Annotated in this window: 18 protein-coding genes; 13 read left to right on the top strand and 5 right to left on the bottom strand. The window is 68.9% G+C overall.

The genetic code is table 11. From position 1 onward, the window contains the following. The first annotated feature begins 33 nt into the window (after window positions 1-33). The 3 genes from GPX89_RS01805 (at window position 34) to GPX89_RS01795 (ending at window position 3921) form a co-directional block, all read left to right on the top strand. The gene (locus tag GPX89_RS01805) at window positions 34-1104 is read left to right on the top strand and encodes a Glu/Leu/Phe/Val family dehydrogenase (RefSeq protein ID WP_157386915.1); all 1071 of its coding nucleotides are present in this window, start codon (window positions 34-36) and stop codon (window positions 1102-1104) included. Window positions 1105-1154: 50 nt separating this feature from the next. After that, window positions 1155-2657, top strand: a complete 1503-nt coding sequence (locus tag GPX89_RS01800; protein ID WP_157386914.1) for an amino acid permease — start codon at window positions 1155-1157, stop codon at window positions 2655-2657. A gap of 115 nt (window positions 2658-2772) precedes the next feature. Further along, a complete protein-coding gene (locus GPX89_RS01795) occupies window positions 2773-3921 on the top strand; it encodes an alkaline phosphatase family protein (RefSeq protein ID WP_157354738.1) in 1149 nt (382 codons plus the stop codon). 6 nt (window positions 3922-3927) lie between these two features. On the opposite strand, the gene GPX89_RS01790 is transcribed toward GPX89_RS01795, so the two are convergent. Then, a complete protein-coding gene (locus GPX89_RS01790; RefSeq protein WP_157354737.1) occupies window positions 3928-5604 on the bottom strand; it encodes an L-lactate permease in 1677 nt (558 codons plus the stop codon). Between the two features lie 89 nt (window positions 5605-5693). On the opposite strand from GPX89_RS01790, the gene GPX89_RS01785 reads away from it, so the two are divergent. Together GPX89_RS01785 and GPX89_RS01780 are read left to right on the top strand one after the other, a co-directional pair. Further along, entirely contained in the window at window positions 5694-6176 is a 483-nt protein-coding gene (locus GPX89_RS01785) for an adenosine-specific kinase (RefSeq protein ID WP_157354736.1), read from the top strand. A 55-nt stretch (window positions 6177-6231) separates the two neighbouring features. Then, window positions 6232-7089 (top strand): formate/nitrite transporter family protein, encoded by an 858-nt coding sequence (locus GPX89_RS01780; protein WP_157354735.1) that lies wholly within the window; start codon window positions 6232-6234, stop codon window positions 7087-7089. Here GPX89_RS01780 and GPX89_RS01775 read toward each other — a convergent pair. Next, window positions 7011-7937, bottom strand: a complete 927-nt coding sequence (locus GPX89_RS01775; protein WP_328601641.1) for a LysR family transcriptional regulator — start codon at window positions 7935-7937, stop codon at window positions 7011-7013. The two genes, GPX89_RS01780 and GPX89_RS01775, sit on opposite strands and share 79 nt — an antisense overlap. An 81-nt stretch (window positions 7938-8018) precedes the next feature. Here GPX89_RS01775 and GPX89_RS01770 point away from each other — a divergent pair, with 81 nt between their 5' ends. Next, window positions 8019-8588 (top strand): NUDIX domain-containing protein, encoded by a 570-nt coding sequence (locus GPX89_RS01770; protein WP_157354734.1) that lies wholly within the window; start codon window positions 8019-8021, stop codon window positions 8586-8588. Here GPX89_RS01770 and GPX89_RS01765 read toward each other — a convergent pair. Further along, window positions 8568-9836, bottom strand: a complete 1269-nt coding sequence (locus GPX89_RS01765; protein ID WP_157354733.1) for a serine hydrolase — start codon at window positions 9834-9836, stop codon at window positions 8568-8570. The two genes, GPX89_RS01770 and GPX89_RS01765, sit on opposite strands and share 21 nt — an antisense overlap. A gap of 78 nt (window positions 9837-9914) precedes the next feature. On the opposite strand from GPX89_RS01765, the gene GPX89_RS01760 reads away from it, so the two are divergent. From GPX89_RS01760 to GPX89_RS01750, 3 genes are all read left to right on the top strand, one after another. Continuing rightward, window positions 9915-10415 carry a P-loop NTPase family protein gene (locus GPX89_RS01760; RefSeq protein WP_157354732.1) on the top strand — a complete coding sequence of 167 codons (501 nt, stop codon included), beginning with the start codon at window positions 9915-9917 and terminating at the stop codon, window positions 10413-10415. A 74-nt stretch (window positions 10416-10489) separates the two neighbouring features. Next, window positions 10490-11344: a thioesterase family protein gene (locus GPX89_RS01755; protein ID WP_157354731.1), complete on the top strand. Its 855-nt coding sequence runs from the start codon at window positions 10490-10492 to the stop codon at window positions 11342-11344. A 22-nt stretch (window positions 11345-11366) separates the two neighbouring features. Then, the gene (locus GPX89_RS01750) at window positions 11367-12320 is read left to right on the top strand and encodes a LysR substrate-binding domain-containing protein (protein ID WP_157354730.1); all 954 of its coding nucleotides are present in this window, start codon (window positions 11367-11369) and stop codon (window positions 12318-12320) included. Here the strand turns inward: GPX89_RS01750 and GPX89_RS01745 are convergent. After that, window positions 12269-13174, bottom strand: coding sequence for a serine hydrolase (locus GPX89_RS01745; RefSeq protein WP_328601416.1), 906 nt, complete (start codon window positions 13172-13174; stop codon window positions 12269-12271). The two genes, GPX89_RS01750 and GPX89_RS01745, sit on opposite strands and share 52 nt — an antisense overlap. A 132-nt stretch (window positions 13175-13306) precedes the next feature. Between GPX89_RS01745 and GPX89_RS01740 the strand changes: the two genes are divergently transcribed. The 4 genes from GPX89_RS01740 (at window position 13307) to GPX89_RS01725 (ending at window position 18519) form a co-directional block, all read left to right on the top strand. Further along, complete coding sequence (locus tag GPX89_RS01740; protein ID WP_157354729.1) at window positions 13307-15085, top strand: penicillin-binding transpeptidase domain-containing protein; 1779 nt, start codon at window positions 13307-13309, stop codon at window positions 15083-15085. Between the two features lie 72 nt (window positions 15086-15157). Then, a complete protein-coding gene (bla, locus tag GPX89_RS01735) occupies window positions 15158-16072 on the top strand; it encodes a class A beta-lactamase (RefSeq protein WP_157354728.1) in 915 nt (304 codons plus the stop codon). 39 nt (window positions 16073-16111) lie between these two features. After that, on the top strand, window positions 16112-16882 hold the full coding sequence (locus GPX89_RS01730) for a cyclase family protein (RefSeq protein WP_157354727.1): 771 nt from the start codon (window positions 16112-16114) through the stop codon (window positions 16880-16882). Between the two features lie 14 nt (window positions 16883-16896). After that, window positions 16897-18519: a thiamine pyrophosphate-binding protein gene (locus GPX89_RS01725; RefSeq protein ID WP_407939304.1), complete on the top strand. Its 1623-nt coding sequence runs from the start codon at window positions 16897-16899 to the stop codon at window positions 18517-18519. A 9-nt stretch (window positions 18520-18528) separates the two neighbouring features. Here the strand turns inward: GPX89_RS01725 and GPX89_RS01720 are convergent, their stop codons facing one another. Further along, the gene (locus tag GPX89_RS01720) at window positions 18529-19398 is read right to left on the bottom strand and encodes a hypothetical protein (protein ID WP_157354726.1); all 870 of its coding nucleotides are present in this window, start codon (window positions 19396-19398) and stop codon (window positions 18529-18531) included. Window positions 19399-19401: the final 3 nt, after the last annotated feature.

The raw sequence follows: 19401 nt of genomic DNA, 5'->3' as shown, positions 1-19401 counted from the left end.
CGGCGTCCACGAAAGGAATCGATTGTGACCGCAATGCACACCGAGGCAGGGGTTTTCGGGCGCTCCCAGGAGCTCAGCGCCCGGCGACACGAGCAGGTGGTGTTCTGCGAGGACGACAAGAGCGGGCTCAAGGCGATCATCGCGATTCATTCGACCACGCTAGGTCCGGCGCTGGGTGGCACCCGGATGTACCCCTACGCCTCCGAATCGGCGGCGCTGGACGACGTGCTGCGGCTGTCGTGGGGGATGACCTACAAGGCGGCGGCGGCCGGGCTGGATCTGGGCGGCGGCAAGGCCGTCATCATCGGCGATCCGGCGCTGGACAAGAGCGAGGAGCTGTTCGCGGCGTACGCGCGGTTCGTGGAATCCCTCGGCGGGCGGTACATCACGGCGGGTGATGTGGGCACCAATACCGATGATCTGGATACCATCGGCCGCTACACCGGCCACGTGACCGGGCGCAGCATCGCGGCCGGCGGTTCCGGCGACAGTGCCCGGCTGACCGCGCTGGGCGTCTTCAACGCCATGCGCGCCGGTGCCGAATCCGTGTGGGGCGAGCCGACTCTCGCGGGCCGCACGGTCGGCGTGGAGGGCGTCGGCAAGGTCGGCAACGAACTCATCCAGCTGCTGCTCGCCGACGGCGCGGAGGTCTGCGCGACCGACGTGAACGAGGCCGCGCTGGAACGCATTTCGAAGAATCATCCTTCGGTTCGACTGTTGAGCAACGTCTCCACCGCTCCGGTCGACGTCTACGCCCCCTGCGCGCTCGGCGGGACGCTCACCGCGTCCAGCGCCGAGGCCATCGAGGCGAAGCTGATCTGCGGCGCCGCCAACAACCAGTTGGCCACGCCCGCGGTCGAATACGCCCTGAACGAGCGCGGCATCACCTGGGTCCCGGATTTCGTGGCCAACGGTGGCGGGCTGATTCAGGTGGCCGGAGAGCTGCGTTCGGCAGCCACGGCCGAGGTCGAAGACGCGGTGAGGGGCATCTTCGACCGTTGCCGCGACATCATCGCGGAAAGCAAGGCCGAGGGAATCGGCACCGGGGCAGCGGCGAATCGGTTCGCGGAGCGGCGTCTGGACGCCATCCCGCGGGCCCTCTGAGCCGCGGCTTAGTTTCAAGGAGGAGACGACAAGTGGCGTTCGCGAGCGGAATGTTCCGCACCAAATCGGTCGAGCAATCGATCCGGGATACCGATGAACCGGATTCCAAGCTACGCAAGGATCTGACGGCGAGGGATCTCACCATCTTCGGTGTCGCGGTGGTCATCGGGGCGGGCATCTTCACGCTCACCGCCCGGACCGCGGGCACGGTCGCGGGCCCCTCGGTCTCGCTGGCCTTCGTGTTCGCGGCCATCGCCTGCGGATTGACGGCGCTGTGCTACGCCGAATTCGCCTCGACGGTGCCGGTGGCGGGCAGTGCGTACACGTTCGCGTACGCCACTTTCGGCGAGGTCATCGCCTGGATCATCGGGTGGGATCTCATTCTCGAGTTCGCCCTTGCGGTTTCGGTGGTCGCCAAGGGGTGGTCGCAGTATCTCGGCGAGGTGCTGGGCAATGTGGTGAATCCGGTCGCGCACGCCGGGTCGATCTCGTTCGACTGGGGCGCGGTGCTGATCATCGCCATCGTCGGCGTGCTGCTGGCGACGGGAACCAAGCTGTCCTCGCGGGTGTCGGCGGTCGCGGTCGCGATCAAGCTGGCCGTGATCGCGCTGGTGCTGGTGGTCGGCGCGACCTACTTCAAGGCGTCCAACCTGAAGCCCTTCATTCCGCCGTCGCAGCCCTCCGCGCAGGCGGGCGGCGTGCACCAGTCGCTGTTCTCCTTCCTGACCGGTTCCGGTGGAACGAATTTCGGCTGGTACGGCCTGCTGGCCGCGGCCTCGCTGGTGTTCTTCGCCTTCGTCGGGTTCGACGTGGTCGCCACCACCGCCGAGGAGACCCGCAATCCGCAGCGTGATGTGCCGCGCGGCATCTTCGGCTCGCTGGCCATTGTCACCGTGCTCTACGTCGCGGTGTCGCTGGTGCTCACCGGCATGGTGCCCTACACCGAGCTGGCGAGCGGGAATGCGACCCTGGCAACGGCTTTCGCCATTCACGGCGACATGTGGGTGAAGAACATCATCTCCATCGGCGCGCTGGCGGGCCTGTCGACCGTCGTCATGGTGATGTTCCTGGGGCAGACCCGGGTGCTGTTCGCCATGGCGCGCGACGGCCTGCTGCCGCGCAGTCTCGCCCACACCGGCAAGCACGGCACTCCGGTCCGGTTGACCGTCATCGTCGGTGTGGTCTGCGCGCTGCTGGCCGGGTTCGTGGACTTCGGCACGCTGGAGGAAATGGTCAATATCGGCACCCTGGTGGCGTTCGTCCTGGTCTCCCTCGGTGTTCCGATCCTGCGCCGCACCCGCCCGGACCTGAAGCGCGGCTTCCGGGTGCCGCTGGTGCCGGTGATCCCGATCCTGGCGGCGCTGGCCTGCCTGTGGCTGATGCTGAACCTGTCCATCGAGACCTGGCTGCGGTTCGTGATCTGGATGGCGCTGGGCATGGTGATCTACTTCGCCTACAGCCGCAGGCATTCGGTGCTCGGCGCACAGAGCCGCCCGGCGGCGGATGCCATCACAGCTCCGCCCGTACCGGCCGAGAGCCGAGTCTCCCCGTAGGCCTTCGCATTCCCCGGGTGATCACGCCCGCCACCGGTATCCGGGTGGCGGGCGTGGTCGTGCCGGTCGGCGCGCCATCCACGACTCGGCAAATATCCGGCGATAGCGTGCGTGGATGGCACAGAGCCGAGCATCGGGTCCGATCGAGCATGTGGTGGTGATGGTTCAGGAGAACCACACCACCGACAACTATCTGCGTTCCGCGGCGGCCTACGGCGCGAACGTCGCGACGGGGTGGCCGATTTCGGCGAATCCGCCCGTGTCGGATCAGCCGCACGACCGCGCGACCTGGGTCCGCTGGCTGAACCGGAAGATCACCGGTGCGCACGTGCAGTTCGACACGTCCGCGGTACTGCCGTTCTACGCGTGGCTCGCGGCGAGCGGGGCGCTGCTCGAAAACCATTGCAGCGGATTCGGTACCAACTCCACCCCGAACCATCTGCTGATCGTCGGCGGGCAGACGCCGACCTTGCGGAACCCGTCCCGCACCGCGCCGCAACCGGTCTGGGACATGCCGAGCCTGCCCGGCCACGCCGGGGACCACGGCGTCTCCTGGCGCGCCTACACGGGTGCTTCCGGCTACCCCGTGCAGTTCTACAGCCAGTTGCAGGGCTCACCGAACATCGTCCGTAGTAGTCAGCTCGCCGCCGATGCGGCGGCGGGCAATCTCCCGGCGTTGTCCATGCTCTGGCACGACTCGCCCCGGGACGAGCATCCGCCCGCCGATGTCACGGTCGGCCACGACGCCGTGTGGCAGGCCGTGACCGCGATTGTCGCCGCGGGACTGTGGGATTCGACGGTCTTCCTGCTCACCTGGGACGACTGGGGCGGCTACGACGATCACGTCGTCCCGCCGCACGTCGAATCCGATCTGTCCGGCCACCAGCTCGCCTACGGTTCCCGGCTGCCGCTGCTCATGTTCGGCGGCCGCGTGCGCCCCGGCATCGACCACCGGTGGTGCGGCCACACCAGCATCACCAAGACCGTTCTCCAGCTGCTCGGGCTGCCGCCGCTGGGAGTCCCGCGCGTGGACACCGACGCGGGCCTGGCGGACCTGGTCGATCAACGCCCGGATACCCCGGTTCCGCTGATGCCCGGCCCACCTGCGTTCGGCACCACCATCATTCAGCCACCACCGCCGCAACCGGTCCCGGCTCCCGTGCCGCCGCCACCCTCGCCGGTGGCCACTCCGGCCGGCGTCGGTCCCGTCATCCTGCGCGACGGCAGCACCCTGCCGCCGCCGAACGATGTCGTGATCAAATAGCGCGGATCAGGCCACCATCCAGGACAGGACGGGTGTGGACTGCAGCCAGACCAGCAGGCACATGCCGAGCAGGAACAGCAGGCTCCAGCCCAGCACCCGGCGGAAGATGTCGCCCTCGCGGCCCTGCAGGCCGACCGCGGCGGCCGCGATGGCCAGGTTCTGCGGTGAGACCATCTTGCCCAGCACGCCGCCGGAACTGTTGGCCGCGGCCATCAGGGTCTGCGACAGCCCGGCCTTTCCGGCGGCGGTCACCTGCAGCGCCCCGAACAGCGAGTTCGACGAGGTGTCCGAACCGGTGACGGCGGTGCCCAGCCAGCCCAGCAGCGGGGACAGCACGGCGAACAGGCCGCCGGCCGCGGCCATCCAGGTGCCGAGGGTGATGGTCTGGCCCGAGGCGTTCATGACGTATGCCAGGGCCAGCACCGCCATCACGGTGAGGATGGCCCAGCGCAACTGGAACAGGGTCGCACCGTAGGCGCGCAACGCCTTCGGGATCGAGATGCCCAGGACCGCCATCGTGAGCACGCCCGCCACCAGCATCTGGGTGCCGGGCGAGGTCGCGATATTGAGGGTGAAGGTGACCGAACCGACCTTGCCGCCCTTGGCGTTCAGCAGATGCAGTCCGGGCCAGGCGAATTGACGGGTGGCGTGGCCGAGCCAGGACTTGACGGGGCCGATCTGGGCGAGCACGAAGACCGCGATGATGATCAGATACGGGGCGTAGGCGCGGGCGATCTCGCGGGGCGGATCGGTGCGCTCGGATGACGACTCGGCGGGCTGCTCGGCCTCCGCCTCCGGCATATCTCCCGAGAGCGCGGGTACCACGCCTCCCGACATGGCCGGTGCCGCAACGGCTTCCGTATACACGCGGACCGGCCGCCACACCCGGACCAGCGCCATCACCGCGGCCGCGGAGGCCAGCGACGCCACCACATCGGCCAGCGGCACCGAAATGAAGTTCGACGTCACATACTGCGCGGCCGCGAAAGACGCTCCGCAGACCACGATCGCGGGCCAGGTCTCGCGAATGCCGTTCTTGCGGTCCACGATCAGGACCAGGATGAGCGGAACGAAAAGCGCCAGAACCGGAGTCTGACGGCCGACCATCGCGCCGAGAGTGTCGGACGAGCGGCCGGTGACCGAGCCCAGGGTGATGATGGGCGTCGCCATCGCGCCGAAGGCGACCGGCGCGGTATTCGCGGTCAATGCCAGCACGGCGGCCTTCAACGGCGCGAAGCCGAGCGCGATGAGCATGACCGCGGTGACCGCCACCGGCGTCCCGAATCCGGCCAGCGCCTCCATCAGCGCGCCGAAACAGAAGGCGATGAGCATGGCCTGGATGCGCTGATCGTCGCTGACACTCGCGAAGGATCGGCGCAGCACGTCGAAATGCCCTGTCGCGACGGTCATGTTGTAGACCCAGATGGCATTGATGACGATCCAGAGGATCGGGAAGAAGCCGAAGGCCGCGCCCTCGGAACCGGCCAGCACCGCCTGCCCGACCGGCATCCCGTACGCCCACACCGCCACCACCAGCGACACCGCGAGCGCGATCAGCGAGGCGATCCACGCGGCCCAGCGGAGCACACCGAGGAGAACGAAGAGAGTCAGTAGCGGGAGCGCGGCGACGAGCGAACTCCACGCGAGGGAATGGGCGATCGGGTCGAGAACCTGGTGATACATGGCAACCTCCGACCTAATGGTCGGTCCGAACACGCCCGCCCACACCCGATTCCGCATACACCGACCCGCCGGCGGGGCACGATAGGGCCATGGAACTGACAGCGGTGCCCATCGACAAGCCCGATGAGCTCAATGTCATCATCGGGCAATCCCACTTCATCAAGACCGTCGAGGACCTCCACGAGGCGCTCGCGGGGACCTCGCCGCATCTGCGCTTCGGGCTGGCGTTCTGCGAAGCGTCCGGTCCGCGACTGATCCGGTACTCCGGCAATGACGACGACCTGGTCGAACTCGCCACCAAGAACGCGACCGCCGTGGGCGCGGGCCATTCGTTCATCGTCTTCCTGCGCGAGGGCTACCCGGTCAACGTCCTCAACGCGATCCGCAATGTTCCCGAGGTCTGCGGCATCTTCTGCGCCACCGCCAACCCGGTCGAGGTGCTCATCGCCGAGACCGCGCTGGGCCGCGGCATTGTCGGCGTGGTCGACGGCGGCCCGCCGCTGGGCATCGAGACCGAGGCCGATCGTGCCGACCGCCACGGACTCCTGCGCGCCATCGGCTACAAGCTCTGATTCTCGGGACATTGGTCAGTGTCGCCCCGGGGTCGCGCCTTCTAACGTCCTGAGGGTGAATACCGTCGCCGAGAATGTCGCCAGCACCGTCGATCAGGCCGAGCACAAGGCCGAGGAGCTGCGCGGTCGCGGACGGTTCCTGGTCTCGGCCATGCTGGCGGGCGCGTACATCGCCGTGGGCGAGGTGCTGCTGCTGGGGGCGATCTCGCCGTTCGTGGCCTCGCACTCGCCCGCCGCGAAGCTGCTCGAGGGCGCGGTGTTCCCCATCGCGCTGACGCTGGTCATGTTCGCGGGCGCGCAACTGTTCACCTCGACGGTGATGATCATGCTGATCGGCACGCTGTCCGGGCGCACTGGCGTCAAGGACATGCTGGTGGCCTGGGTCGCCACCCTGGTCGGCAATTTCCTCGGCACCCTGGCCTTCGCGGCCATGGTCCACGGCTCCGGCATCATGTCCTCGGCTTCGGCTCGAACGATGCTCACCGAACTCCTCTCGGGCAAGGACGCCCTCGGCGGCGGTCAGCTCTTCTGGCGCGCGGTCCTGTGCAACATGCTGGTTTGCCTGGCGGTCTGGATGTTCTCCCGGGTCCGCGGCTCCGGCGCGAAGATCGCGCTGCTGTGGATGCCGGTGCTGGTCTTCGTGGCCGTCGGCTTCGAGCACTGCGTGGCCAACATGTCGCTCTACACCATCGGAATCTTCGAAGGCCAGGCCACATTCGCCGAGCTGGGCCGCAATCTGCTCTACACGGTTCCGGGCAATATCGTGGGCGGCGGCCTGCTGGTCGGGGCCGTCTACTGGTATACCTCCGGTGCCCGCCGCACCCGCACCGCCGATCAGTCCGAGCGGTCGCGTGCCCACCTCGGCGTCCAGACCTCGGCGCCGGTGGCCGCCGCCCGCCTCGTGTCGAGGTAGGCGCGGAGTTCCTCGAGCGCGGGATGCCGGTTGTCGGTGCGCCAGATCATCGACATCGGGTAGACCAGCGACGGATTCCGCACCGGCACGCGTCGCAGGTCGTAGCTGTCGGGCCACAGATAGCGCGTGCCCTCACCGATCAACATCGTCAACTCCGCCGAATTGGCGATGTCCTCCAGCACAGCCTCTTTCGCGAACATCGATGCCCTCGTATCGATCGTGACTCCGAAGGTGGTCGAGAGTTCGTCGAAGTAATCGGCCACCTCACCCCGAGTCGGCAGGCCCGGCATCCAGATTCGATGCCCCGCCAGCTGCGCGGGCGTGATGAACCGCGCGTCGGCGAACGGATGGCGAGGCCCCACGAGCAGCTGGTGTGCCTCGTCGATCACCCGCCGCGTGCTGATCGCCCCGGGCACCCGCAGCCCCAGCGGCACCGCGTGGAACGTGACGTCGACGGTCCCGTTCTCCACCGCCGCGATCGCCTCCTCGACATCGGCATCCAGGGTCAGCACCTCCAACTCGACCTCGGGATGCCGCCGATGGAACTCCTGCAACAACCCCGACATCACGATTCGCCGCGCGACCACATCCACCCGAAGTGCCCTCCCCCCGCTCCGCACCGACGCCTCCGCCCGCTCGGCCACCCGCACCAGCTCCCGCGCATGCGGCAGAAACGCCCGCCCCTCAACCGTCAACTCGGCCCCGCGCGCCGTCCGCGCGAACAACCGCACCCCCAAATACTTCTCCAACCCCGCAACACGTTTCGAAACCCCTTGCTGCGTAATCCCCAACCCCACCGCGGCATCCTGAAACTGCCCCGCATCCACAACCGCAACAAAGGTCCGCACCCCGTTGAAATCCACCCCCGAACCCTACTGACCCGCCGATCGCGCCGGACCTGTCGCACCCCGCGCGTAAGCTCCCCCGCCATGCAGCCCGCCACCGCTGTCATCGCCGACCTCGTCGCGGCCGTCGAACCCTGGGACGATCTCGAACACCTTCACCGCACCAGAACCCTGGCCTGGCTCTCCACCACCGACGACATCTTCCGCCGCATCGCCCCCGCGACCCCGTCCCGGCACCTGGTCGCCTACACCGTGCTCACCGACCCCGACGCCCCCGCCATCTACCTCGGCCTGCACCGCAAATCCGGCCTGCACCTACCCATGGGCGGTCACGTCGACCCGGGCGAACACCCCGCGGCCGCCGCCCGCCGCGAGGCCCGCGAGGAAATCGGCATCACCCCGGCCTTCGACGTCGTCGGCGACAACCCGTTCTTCCTCACCGTCACCACCGTCACCAAACCCGCTCGCCACGTGGATGTCTCGCTGTGGCATGTGATCCGCGGATCCCGCACCCGGTCCTATCCGCTGGATCCCGGCGAGTTCGAAGGCGGCGAGTGGTGGGACCTCGACTCCGACGACTTCCCGCCTTCGGATCCCCATCTGCCCCGCTTCACCCGCAAGCTCGCGGCCGCCCTAACCCGTGGCGGCCAGTAGGTCGAAGGCGCCCTGGAGGATTCGGGACGCCCGGGGGACGATGAGCATCTCGTCGAATCCTGCGGTGGGGTCGGACAGCATCAGGCTTGCTGCGAATGTTCGGTGGTCGGCGGTGCGGGCCAGGTAGTTCAGGGTTATGACGCCGACTTCGCTGCCGGGTTTGGACCAGACGGTGGGGAAGCGGGTGCTGTCGAGGCCCAGGCCGTGGTCGTCGCGGGTGAGGATGTGGTCGATCTCGGGTTGGGCGAAGCGGAGTAGGCCGGCGTAGGCGCGGCAGAGGTCGGAAGGGGTTGCGAACCATTCGATTTCGTCGATGTGGCGAGGTTTCGACTCCTTCACCCATGACGAGGCGGGGTCGGGCAGGTCCAGGCGTTCCAGTTCTTCGACCAGTGCGATGCGTTCGCCTCGGGTGGCTTCGAGGAAGCGCTGCGCGTGGGCACCGTCGTCGGGGACCTTGCACTGGAAGAACGCCCTGGTCGTGAGGAACGGGAGGTTCAGGTCCGGATCGGGGTGGCCGAGCTCGGTCAGCTCGCTGAACACCTCGGGGCGGCCCAGGTGGTGGATCAGGTGGTCGGTGGCGGTGTTGTCGCTGATCGCCATCATGTATTCGGCATAGGTTGCCAGACTGAGCTTTTCACCGGCGGGACGGTTCTGGAGCGTCCCGGAGGGGAAGCTCTTCCACTCCTCCCGAATGGGCAGCAGCTCCTGCCAGTCGGCCCGGCCCGCCGCGACCGCCCGGGCGAGCGCGGCCAGCACGTACAGCTTGAACCCCGACCCGGTCGGCCGCGCCGTGTCGGCATCCACCCCGTGCACCAGCCGCGGCTGCCCGTCGTCCTCGATCCGCATCGCGGCGAACGCGACCCGGCAGCCCAATTCCTCCAGGCGCGAATCGATTTCGCCCCAGGACGTCGGCACCGGGATGTCGGCCGCCGCCGGAACCAGCCGCGCGGTGTCGATGAGCCCCGCCTCGTTCACGTGCACCATCAACAACCCCTCGGCACGCCCGCTGATCATGGCCCAGATCGCGTCCGGCCGCTCCCTGCGGATCTCGGTCACCTCCGGCCGTCCGAGCTGCGCCAGCACCGCATTGAATCCCTCGGTACCACCGACCACTTCGATCAGCATCGGCGCCACGTGCCCACCGATCTCATCCTCCGGCAACGGCGCCCGCGCAGCCGCGCCCACCACCCACTCCAACGCCGCCGCAGCCGTCACCTCGACCGATTCCGATACCGTTTCCTCGGACATGTCCGCCCTCCGTTCGGTTCCGCGCCCTCACCATTGATACCAATATGCCTGCGCCACACGGGCGTAATCTGCACCGGCATGAGCCTGCTGATCGTCATTCGCGGAAACTCCTCGTCCGGGAAATCGACCACCGCGTCGGCGGTGCAACAACGGTTCCGGCGGGGCGAGTGCCTGGTGGCGGCACAGGATGTGGTGCGGCGGCAGATGCTCCGGAAACTCGATGTGGCGGGTGCCGCGAATATCGAACTACTGGAACAGATTGCGGGCTTCGGGCTGGCGCGCGGCCTCGTGGTGATCGTGGAGGGGATTCTGGATGCCGGGCGGTACGGGCCGATGCTCGCGCGACTCGGGGCGGTGGCGGATCGGTCGCTGCACTACTTCTTCGACCTCAGCTTGGAGGAGACGGTGGCCCGGCATTCGAGCGGTCCACGGGCCGCCGAGTTCACGGCGGAGCAGATGGCCGAGTGGTATTACGGGTGGCAGCCGCTGGGGTTCGCGGAGGAGACGCGGTTCGATTCGAGTTGGAGTCACGAGGCCGTGGTCGAGCGGATCTGGGACGACATCCTGGGTGGTCGCTGAGCCGCCGCGGCGCGTTTTGTCGTACAGCGTCTAGTGGGCGGGACGTGGGCTGATACGTTGGCCAGGTGACCCGGATGCATGACGTGACAGCGGTGGAAGCGGAGACCTTGGCCGAGGAGGCCGGGGTGCGGGCGTACTTCGTGGGGCTGGGGGACGGGGCGGACGGGTACGAGCGGTATCGGGCTACCGGGTCGACGATGAGTGTGTGGGCGGCGACGATGCAGCACGGTGCGCCGCCTTCGGCATTGCTGGCCCGGGCCGTGGAGAGGTGCGCGCCGCGTGAGGGGGCGCGGGTGACGCGGTTGACGATGGAGATCCTGGGGCCGGTGCCGGTCGGCGAGATCGAGGTTCGGGCGTGGGTCGAGCGGCCCGGGAAGCGGATCGAGTTGATCGGCGCGGAACTGGCCGCGCGGCAGGCGGATGGATCGGTGCGGACCGTGGCGAAGGCGTCGGCCTGGCGGATCGCCACCTCGGACACTTCCTCGGTGGTGCACGCCGCCGACGCACCGCTGCCGCCGGTGCCGGAGCCGACCGCGCCGGGCTGGAACCTGCCCGACGGGTGGGATTTCGGCTACGTGAAGTCGGTGGACATGCGGGCCGTGGACGGCGACGACATGACCCGGCGTGTATGGGTGAAACCGCGCGTCGAGGTGGTCGAGGGCGAGGACATCTCACCGCTGGTTCGGGTGTTCTCGGTCGCGGACGTCGCCAATGGCGTTGGGGCACGGCTGGATCCGGTCGAGTGGACGTTCATGAACACGGACCTGACCATCGACCTGTTCCGGCTCCCGGAGAGTGAGTGGATCGGGCTGGCGGTGCAGACCTCGATCGGGCCGGACGGTGTCGGAATGTGCTCGACAGTGCTGCACGACGAGCGCGGGCCGATCGGCCGGTGCCTGCAGATCCTCGAGGTGCGGGCGCGCCCATAAGCAAAGCGATATCGTCGGACGGATGGATCCGCTGCGTCAGTTGCGCTACTTCATCGCCGTGGCCGAGGAACTGCACTTCGGCCGGGCGGCGGAGCGCTTGCGGATCGCGCAGCCCGCGCTCAGCCAGCGGATCAAGAAGCTGGAGATCGATATCGGGGCGCGGCTGCTCGAACGCGACAGCCGGCGGGTGGAGCTGACCGAGGCGGGCCAGATCCTGCTGGTGGAGGCGCGGGATCTGATCGCGCGCTGGGAGCGGGCGATATCGCTGGTGGGCAAGGCCCATCGCGGTGAGATCGACGCGCTGCGGGTGGGCGTGCCGCCCGAGCTGGCGGGCCGGGTGCTCGCGGCCCTGCTCACCGCGTTCGAGAGCCGCGAGGTCCGGGTCGACCTGCAGGAACTGACCACGGCGGAACAGCTTCGGCTGCTCGCGGACCGGCAACTGGACGCGGGCCTGCTGCAGTATCCGGTCGATGTGGTCGGGCTGGAATCGGGCCCGGCGGTGGAGACCCCGCTCGGGGTGGTGCTCCCCCGCGATTCGCCGCTGGCCGCGCGCGCCACCCTCACCCTGGCCGATCTGGCCGGGCACGGCCTGGTCATCTTCCCGCGCGCCGCCGCCCCCGGCCTCTACGACGCCACCCTGCGCACCTGCTGGGAGCACGGCTTCCGCCCCACCTCGGTGCAGCACGCCCGCAGTCCCGAATTCGTGCTCGGCATGGTGCTTTCCGGCCGCGGCGTCGCCTTCGATCAGGGCCTGGTCGCGCAGAAGGAGCCGCGCGTGGTGTGGCGGCCGCTGCCGGAGGGCACGCTGAGCTGGCGGCTCGCGCTGACCTGGCCCGCCGCCGCGCCGCATCCGCTGGTGCGGGAGCTGGCCGAGCTTGTCGTGCGCGTGGTGCAGGGCGACGGGGCGTCCCGCCCGGCCCCGGCTCAGGACCGGCCGCAGCGCCGACCGTGGGACGTGGTCTCGGGCAGAGCGTGAACAATGCGCTCGACGGCCTGCCGCGCCGCCTCGCCGATCGCCCGGTCCACCGCGGGCTGCCGCCCCGCCAAGCTCTGTGAGACGGTGAAAACCGCGACGGCGTAACGACTTCCGTCCGGATACCCCACGACGCCGATCTCATTGCGGATCCCCGGCAGCGTCCCGGTCTTGGACCAGATGTCGGTGCCCGGCGGGAACCCCGACGGCAGCCGATGTCCGAAGACCTGGCGCCGCATCAGATCCCGCACCCACTCGCACGCCTCCGGCAGCCCGGCCCGGTCCTCACCGATCAGCTGGAGCAGCCGCGTCATCTCCCGCGGCGTGCTGGCGGTGGTCCGCAGCGGATCCACCGCACGCGAGCCGAACACCTCCGCCGCACTCGATTCCGGGTAGCGCCGCGCGAATTCGTGCAGGTCACGCGCCCCGATATCCTCGGCCATGCTGTAGAGGATGTCCCGCAGCGACCCGACGATCCGGGTGTTCACCAGCCCGAGCTCGCGCACCAGCGACCGCACGTTCTCGACCCCGACCCGGTCGAAGAGCAGATCCGCGGCCGTATTGTCGCTGACGGTGATCGCGAAGTAGGCCGCGTCGCGCAGGCTGTACTCGACATCGTCGAGGCAGCCTGCGGTCCCCACCCCGCCGAGCCGGTCCGCCGCCGTCGCCCGCACCCGATCGGTGGCGTCGAGCTGCCCCGCCGCCACCTGCCGCGCGAACTCCAGCACCAGCGGCACCTTCATCACCGAGGACAGCACCACCGGTTCGTCCGCGCCCCAGCCGAATTCGCCGTCGCAGTCGAAACAGCGGGCGTGCACCCGGCCCTCGACACCGGCCGTCCGGAAGATCTCGTCCACTCCCCCAGCATTCCCGGTACCCGACATCGCCCGTTGCGGACCCCCCATACTGCGACGATATCGATTCTCTTATCGGTTCTCGTCCGTGTTGGTCTTGGACAGCCCCGGGGCATCCGTGTTGGGGTGGCAGGCATGGCAGAGTTCAGCAGGAGGGCGTTCACCGGTGTCTGCGCCGCGGCCATGCTGGTGACAGCGACCGCGTGCTCGGGGTCGGATTCCACATCCGGCCTGTCCAAGACGGTCGATTCCTTCGCCGACGCGCTCACCCGCGACGACGTGCCCGCGGCCGCGAACGCGACCAGCGACCCGGCCACCGCCTCCACCACGCTGGGCACGCTGTACGACAACCTCGGCAAGCAGGTGCGCTTCACCGCGAGCAAGGTCGAGAAGAACGACAGCGGCGGCACTTTCACCCTGAACGCCACCTGGAAGCTGGGCAAGGACGGTAAGGACGAGTGGACCTACGCCACCACCGGCCGCGCCAGCCGATCCGGCGGTGACTGGAAGATCCAGTGGGATCCCACCACGATCGCGCCCGGCCTGAACATCGGCCCGCTGTCCTACGGCGTCGCCTACCCCCAACCCGCCAAGATCCTCGACAGCGCGGGCGGTGACCTGCTCACCCAGCAGGTGGTGACGCTGGTGAACGTCGCGCCCGGGGCCGATCTCGCGGCCGTCGCCGCGGCCCTGCGGCCCGTCGCGCCGGATGTCACCGCCGAGAGCCTGCAATCGGATCTGGCCGCGGCCCAGGGCAAACCGATCACCGCGGTCACCCTGCGCGACTCCGATTACGCCACGGTGCAATCCGCGCTCACCAATCTGGCGAATGTCACCCTGAGCCAGCAGACCCGCCTGCTGACCGTGGACAAATCTCTGTCCTCACCGACCTTCTCGGGCCTATCGGACCTGTGGCAGCAGCAGGCCGATGCCGGCGCCGGCTGGGCGGTCCGCGCCCAGGGCGGTGACGGCACCCAGCGTGTCGGCGGCCCGGATCCCAAGCCGGTCACCGACATTCACACCACCCTCGATATCGGATTGCAGCGCGCCGCCGAGGCCGCGCTGACCCCGATCACCACGCCGGCGGCCATTGTCGCGTTGCAGCCCTCGACCGGGAACGTGCTGGCCATGGCCCAGAACGCCGCCGGTGACGCGCAGGGTCCGATCGGCCTCACCGGCCTGTACCCGCCCGGATCGACGTTCAAGACGGTCACCGTCTCCGCCGCGATGCAGGAGGGCGAGGTCACCCCCGATTCGATGGTGGCCTGCCCCGGCAAGGAGAACATCGAGGGCCGGGAGATCCCCAACGACAACAACTTCGACCTGGGTCAGGTGCCGCTGCACACCGCCTTCGCCAAATCCTGCAACACCACCATGGGCCGCCTGGCCGTACAGCTGGCACCGGACGGGCTCACCAACGCGGCCGCGCAGCTCGGGCTCGGAATCGACTATGTGACACCGGGATTGACCACGGTCACCGGGAAGGTCCCGACCGCCGACACCCCGGCGCTGCGTGTGGAGGAGGGCATCGGACAGGGCAAGGTGACCGCGTCCCCGTTCGGCATGGCCCTGGTGGCCGCCGCGCTCGCACAGGGTTCGGTGCAGCCGCCGACCCTGGTCCAGGGACAGCCCGGCAAGCCCGACAAGCAGCCGCCCGCGCTCCCGGCCGGCATCGCCGATCAGGTGAAATCCATGATGCGCGAGACGATCACCGGCGGCACCGCCACCGCGCTGCGCGACATCCCCGGCCTGCTCGGCAAGACCGGCACGGCCGAATACATCGACGACAAGCACGCCCACGGCTGGTTCGTCGGCATCGACGGCGATCTGGCCTTCGCCGTGTTCATCAGCGACGCGGGCAGTTCCGAACCGGCCGTGCAGGCCGCGGGCCGCATGCTGCGCGCTCCGCACTGAGCAGCTCCCACCTCGCCAATTCCACACGGCGCAAGCCGAATACAACCGACGCACTCCAGAGAGAGGCTTGTTTTGTCGACCCTGAAATACGGCGCACTCGCATCCCTGCTCCTGCTCGCACCGCTGGTCGCGGGGTGTGACAGCGGCGCGAAAAGCGATGCGGCACAGTCCGCTTCCACGACAACCACGACGTCGCTCACCGATGACGCCGCTTTCCGCGGCCTCGAACAGGAGCACGGCGCGCGGGTGGGCCTGTTCACCATCGACACCGGCACCGGCAAGACCCTCGGCTACCGCCAGGACGAGCGCTTCGCCTTCGACTCCACCTTCAAGGGCCTCGCCTGCGGCGCGCTCCTGCACGCCCACCCGCTGGCCACCGGATTCTTCGGCCAGGTCGTGCATTTCACCGCCGCGGACCTGGTGACCTATTCGCCGGTCACCAGCACCAAGGTCGACACCGGCATGACGGTGACCGAACTGTGCGAGGCGGCCATCACCCGCAGCGACAACACCGCGGGCAATCAGGTGCTGAAGCTGCTCGGCGGACCGGGCGCCGTCACCACCTTCCTGCGTTCCATCGGCGACCAGGTCACCCGGATGGATCGGTGGGAACCGGACCTCAACACCAATATCCCCGGCGACGACCGGGACACCACCACCCCGGCCGCCCTCGCCGACGACTACCGGAAACTGGTGGTCGGCGACACCCTCGGCGAGCCCGAGCGCACCCAGCTCACCGCCTGGCTGCTCGCCAACACCACCGGCGACGCCCGCATCCGGGCCGGTCTGCCCGCGGACTGGAAGACCGGCGACAAGACCGGCGCCGGCGATTACGGCACCGCCAACGACGTCGCGGTCACCTGGCCCGCCGGGGGCGGCGCGCCCCTGGTGATCGTGGTGCTGACCACCAAGCCGGATCAGGCTGCGGCGGGCGACAATCCGCTGGTGGCCGCCGTCGCCAAGGAGGCCGTCGGCAAGGTCCGCTAGCGCTATGCTGACAGCCTCGAATGGGAAGAGGTAAGGCCCATGACGGCTGTCACCGCACTGTTGGCCGCGCTCGCCGACGGATCCACCGAAGTCATCGATCTCACCGCGCCGTTGCACTCGGGGACCCCGATTCTGCAACTGCCGCCGCCGTTCTCGAACACCATTCCGTTCGGGCTGGAGCAGATCAGCCACTATGACGAGCGGGGTCCGGCCTGGCGCTGGAACAACATCCACACCGGCGAGCACACCGGCACCCACCTGGATGTGCCGATCCACTGGATCACCGGGCAGGACGGATTCGATGTGCGGGGCACCCCGTTGCGCGGCCTGATCGCGCCGGCCGTCGTCATCGACGTGTCGGCGCGGGTGGCGGGCCATCCGGATTTCCTGCTCGAGGTCGACGACGTGCTGGATTGGCAGAAACAGCACGGCCCGCTGCCCGACGGCGGCTGGGTGCTGCTGCGCACCGGATGGGACGCCTACGCCGACGACGCGGCCCGCTTCCTCAATGCCGACGAGACCGGACCGCACTCCCCCGGCTTGTCGGCGGACTGTGCCGAATGGCTGTCGGAGCAGCCGATATTCGGCCTGGGCGTGGAGACCGTCGGCACCGACGCGGGCGCGGCGCACGGGTTCGAGCCCGCGTTCCCGTGTCACCACTTCCTGCTCGGCGCGGGCAAATGCGGGCTGACCCAGCTGCGCAATCTGTCCCGCCTGCCGGTGACCGGGGCCGGGCTGATCGTGAGCCCGCTGCCCATCCAGGGCGGAACCGGCAGTCCCGCACGGGTTTTCGCACTGGTCGACCGGTAGCCGCCGTGCCGACGGTGAGCGAGGTCGTCGGCCGGGTCCTCGCCGAACTGGGTGTCTCCCGGGCGTTCGGCGTGGTGGGCAGCGGCAACTTCGACCTGACGAACGCATTGCGCGCCAACGGCATCGGCTATGTCGCCGCCCGCCACGAATGCGGCGCGACGACCATGGCCGACGCCTACGCCCGGATGACCGATACCGTCGCCGCGGTCACCCTGCACCAGGGCTGCGGATTGACCAATGCGCTGACCGGCATCGCCGAGGCCGCGAAAAGCCGCACACCCCTGCTCATCCTGGCCGCCGACACCGCCGGGGAAGCGGTGCTGTCGAACTTCCGGGTGGACCAGGACGCGCTGGCCACCGCCGTCGGCGCGACACCGGAGCGGATCCACAGCCCACGCAGTGCGATCGCCGACACCGTGCGCGCCTTCCGCATCGCCCGCGATCAGCGCCGATGCGTCGTACTCAACCTGCCGCTGGACATCCAGGCCGCCGAGATCACCATGCCGGGCGCGGCCGAGACACCACCGCCACCGCCGGAACCGGTGCGTCCCCATGCCGCGGCGGTGTCGAAACTGGCCACGCTGCTGCTCAATTCGCACAAGCCCGTGTTCATCGCGGGTCGCGGTGCGCGACTCTACGGCGCGGACCTGCGCGTGCTGGCCGAGTGCGCGGGTGCGCTGCTGGCCACCTCGGCGGTGGCGCACGGCCTGTTCCACGGCGATCCGTGGTCACTGGGGATCTCGGGCGGGTTCGCCTCACCCACCGCGGCCGAGTTGATCACCGGGGCCGATCTGATCGTCGGCTGGGGGTGCGCCCTGAATATGTGGACCATGCGGCACGGCAACCTGATCGGCCCGACGACCACTGTGGCGCAGGTCGATTCGGATCTCGCCGCTCTCGGCGCGCACCGCGCGGTCGATCTCGGTGTGCACGGCGATGTCGGCGAGACCGCCCGGGAACTGTTCCGCACGTTCACGCCTCGCCCCGGCTATCGCACGCCCCGCGTGGCGCGCCGCCTGGCCGAGACGGGCAGGTGGCGCGATGTCCCGTTCGAGGATCGCTCCACCGCCGAGCGCATCGACCCGCGCGCCCTGTCCCGCGCCCTCGACGAGCTGCTGCCGCCCGAACGCATCCTCGCCGTCGACTCCGGCAACTTCATGGGCTACCCCAGCGCCTACCTGGAGGTGCCCGACCAGTACGGCTTCTGCTTCACCCAGGCGTTCCAATCCATCGGCCTGGGCCTGGCCACCGCCATCGGGTCCGCGCTGGCGCGCCCCGACCGGCTCCCGGTCGCGGCGCTGGGCGACGGCGGCGCGCTCATGGGTATCGCCGAGCTGGAAACCGTGGTGCGCCTGGGCCTTCCGATGCTCATCGTGATCTACGACGACCATGCCTACGGCGCGGAAGTACACCACTTCCGCGAGGCCGACCCGGGCGCGGTGACCTTCCCCGACACCGACATCGCCGCTCTCGCCCGGGGCGCGGGTTGCGAGGCCGCCGTCGTCCGCACGATCGCGGATCTCGATATCGTCCCGAAATGGCTGGCGGGCCACCGGAACACACCGCTGCTGCTGGACGCGAAGATCACCAGCGACGGCGGTTCCTGGTGGCTGCAGGAGGCCTTCGCCCGGCATTGATCGGCCGGGTCACGACCGCCTGGTGAGGCTGCCGCTGCCGAGGAAGTACGTATTGCCCTGCGCGTCGGTGGTGTTCAGGACGGTGATCACGTGCGTGCCGTCGCCCGCCATCGCCCAGAACGACATGGTGACGGTGCCGTCCGGCCCCTGGCAGGTCTGGCCGGCCGGAGCGAGCTCGGCGGTATTGCCGTGCGCGTCCAGCGTCCACGCGCAGCCGTCATCGGTGCGGGCGACGAGACCGCCGCCGGTGGAATCGATGCGCACCACACCGGTTTTCGCCTGGTATCCGGGTGAGGTGAGGTTGTTCAGATAGGCGAGATCGGTCGGATCGTAGGCCCACGTCCCGGTCAGTGAGCGCACCGCCTCGCCCGGATCTGCGGCATCCGCGCGCGTGCGCTTGCCATTGGCGAGCTCGAAATCGAAAGTGCCGTACGGCAGATAGCTGTTGGCTCGGATCACTTCTTGCTCGTGTCCGTCGTGCAGGGTCACATGCCAGTAGGTGATGTTGTAGCCGGACGCGATGACATTGTTGAAGCAGTACTGGTCGGTGCTGGTCAGGTCCAGCGCGTCACCGTTCACCCGGAAATGCCAGGTGCAGCCCTGATCGGTGTGCCCGGTGATCTCCCCGTCCGCTCCCCTGGCGAACTCCACCGTCCCGACCTGCGGGAACGTCAACGGATTGATCCCGAACTGCCCGATGGCGGCGATATCGGTCCCGTCGGCGCGGTCGGGTTGATCGTAATTCCACACGCCCAGATACGGATTCGCGCCGTCGCCCGGATCCGCCGAGCTCACCGGAGCACCCCAGGCCAGCACCAGCCCGAACAACGCGACGGCGGCGATTCGTCCACTGTGTCCGCGAATTCTGTTGTGAGTCATGCA

Source organism: Nocardia terrae, assembly GCF_009760405.1.
Taxonomy (GTDB): Bacteria; Actinomycetota; Actinomycetes; order Mycobacteriales; family Mycobacteriaceae; genus Nocardia; species Nocardia terrae.
Note: the sequence above shows the minus strand (reverse complement) of the source record. Positions and strands in the feature narration are given on the sequence as shown.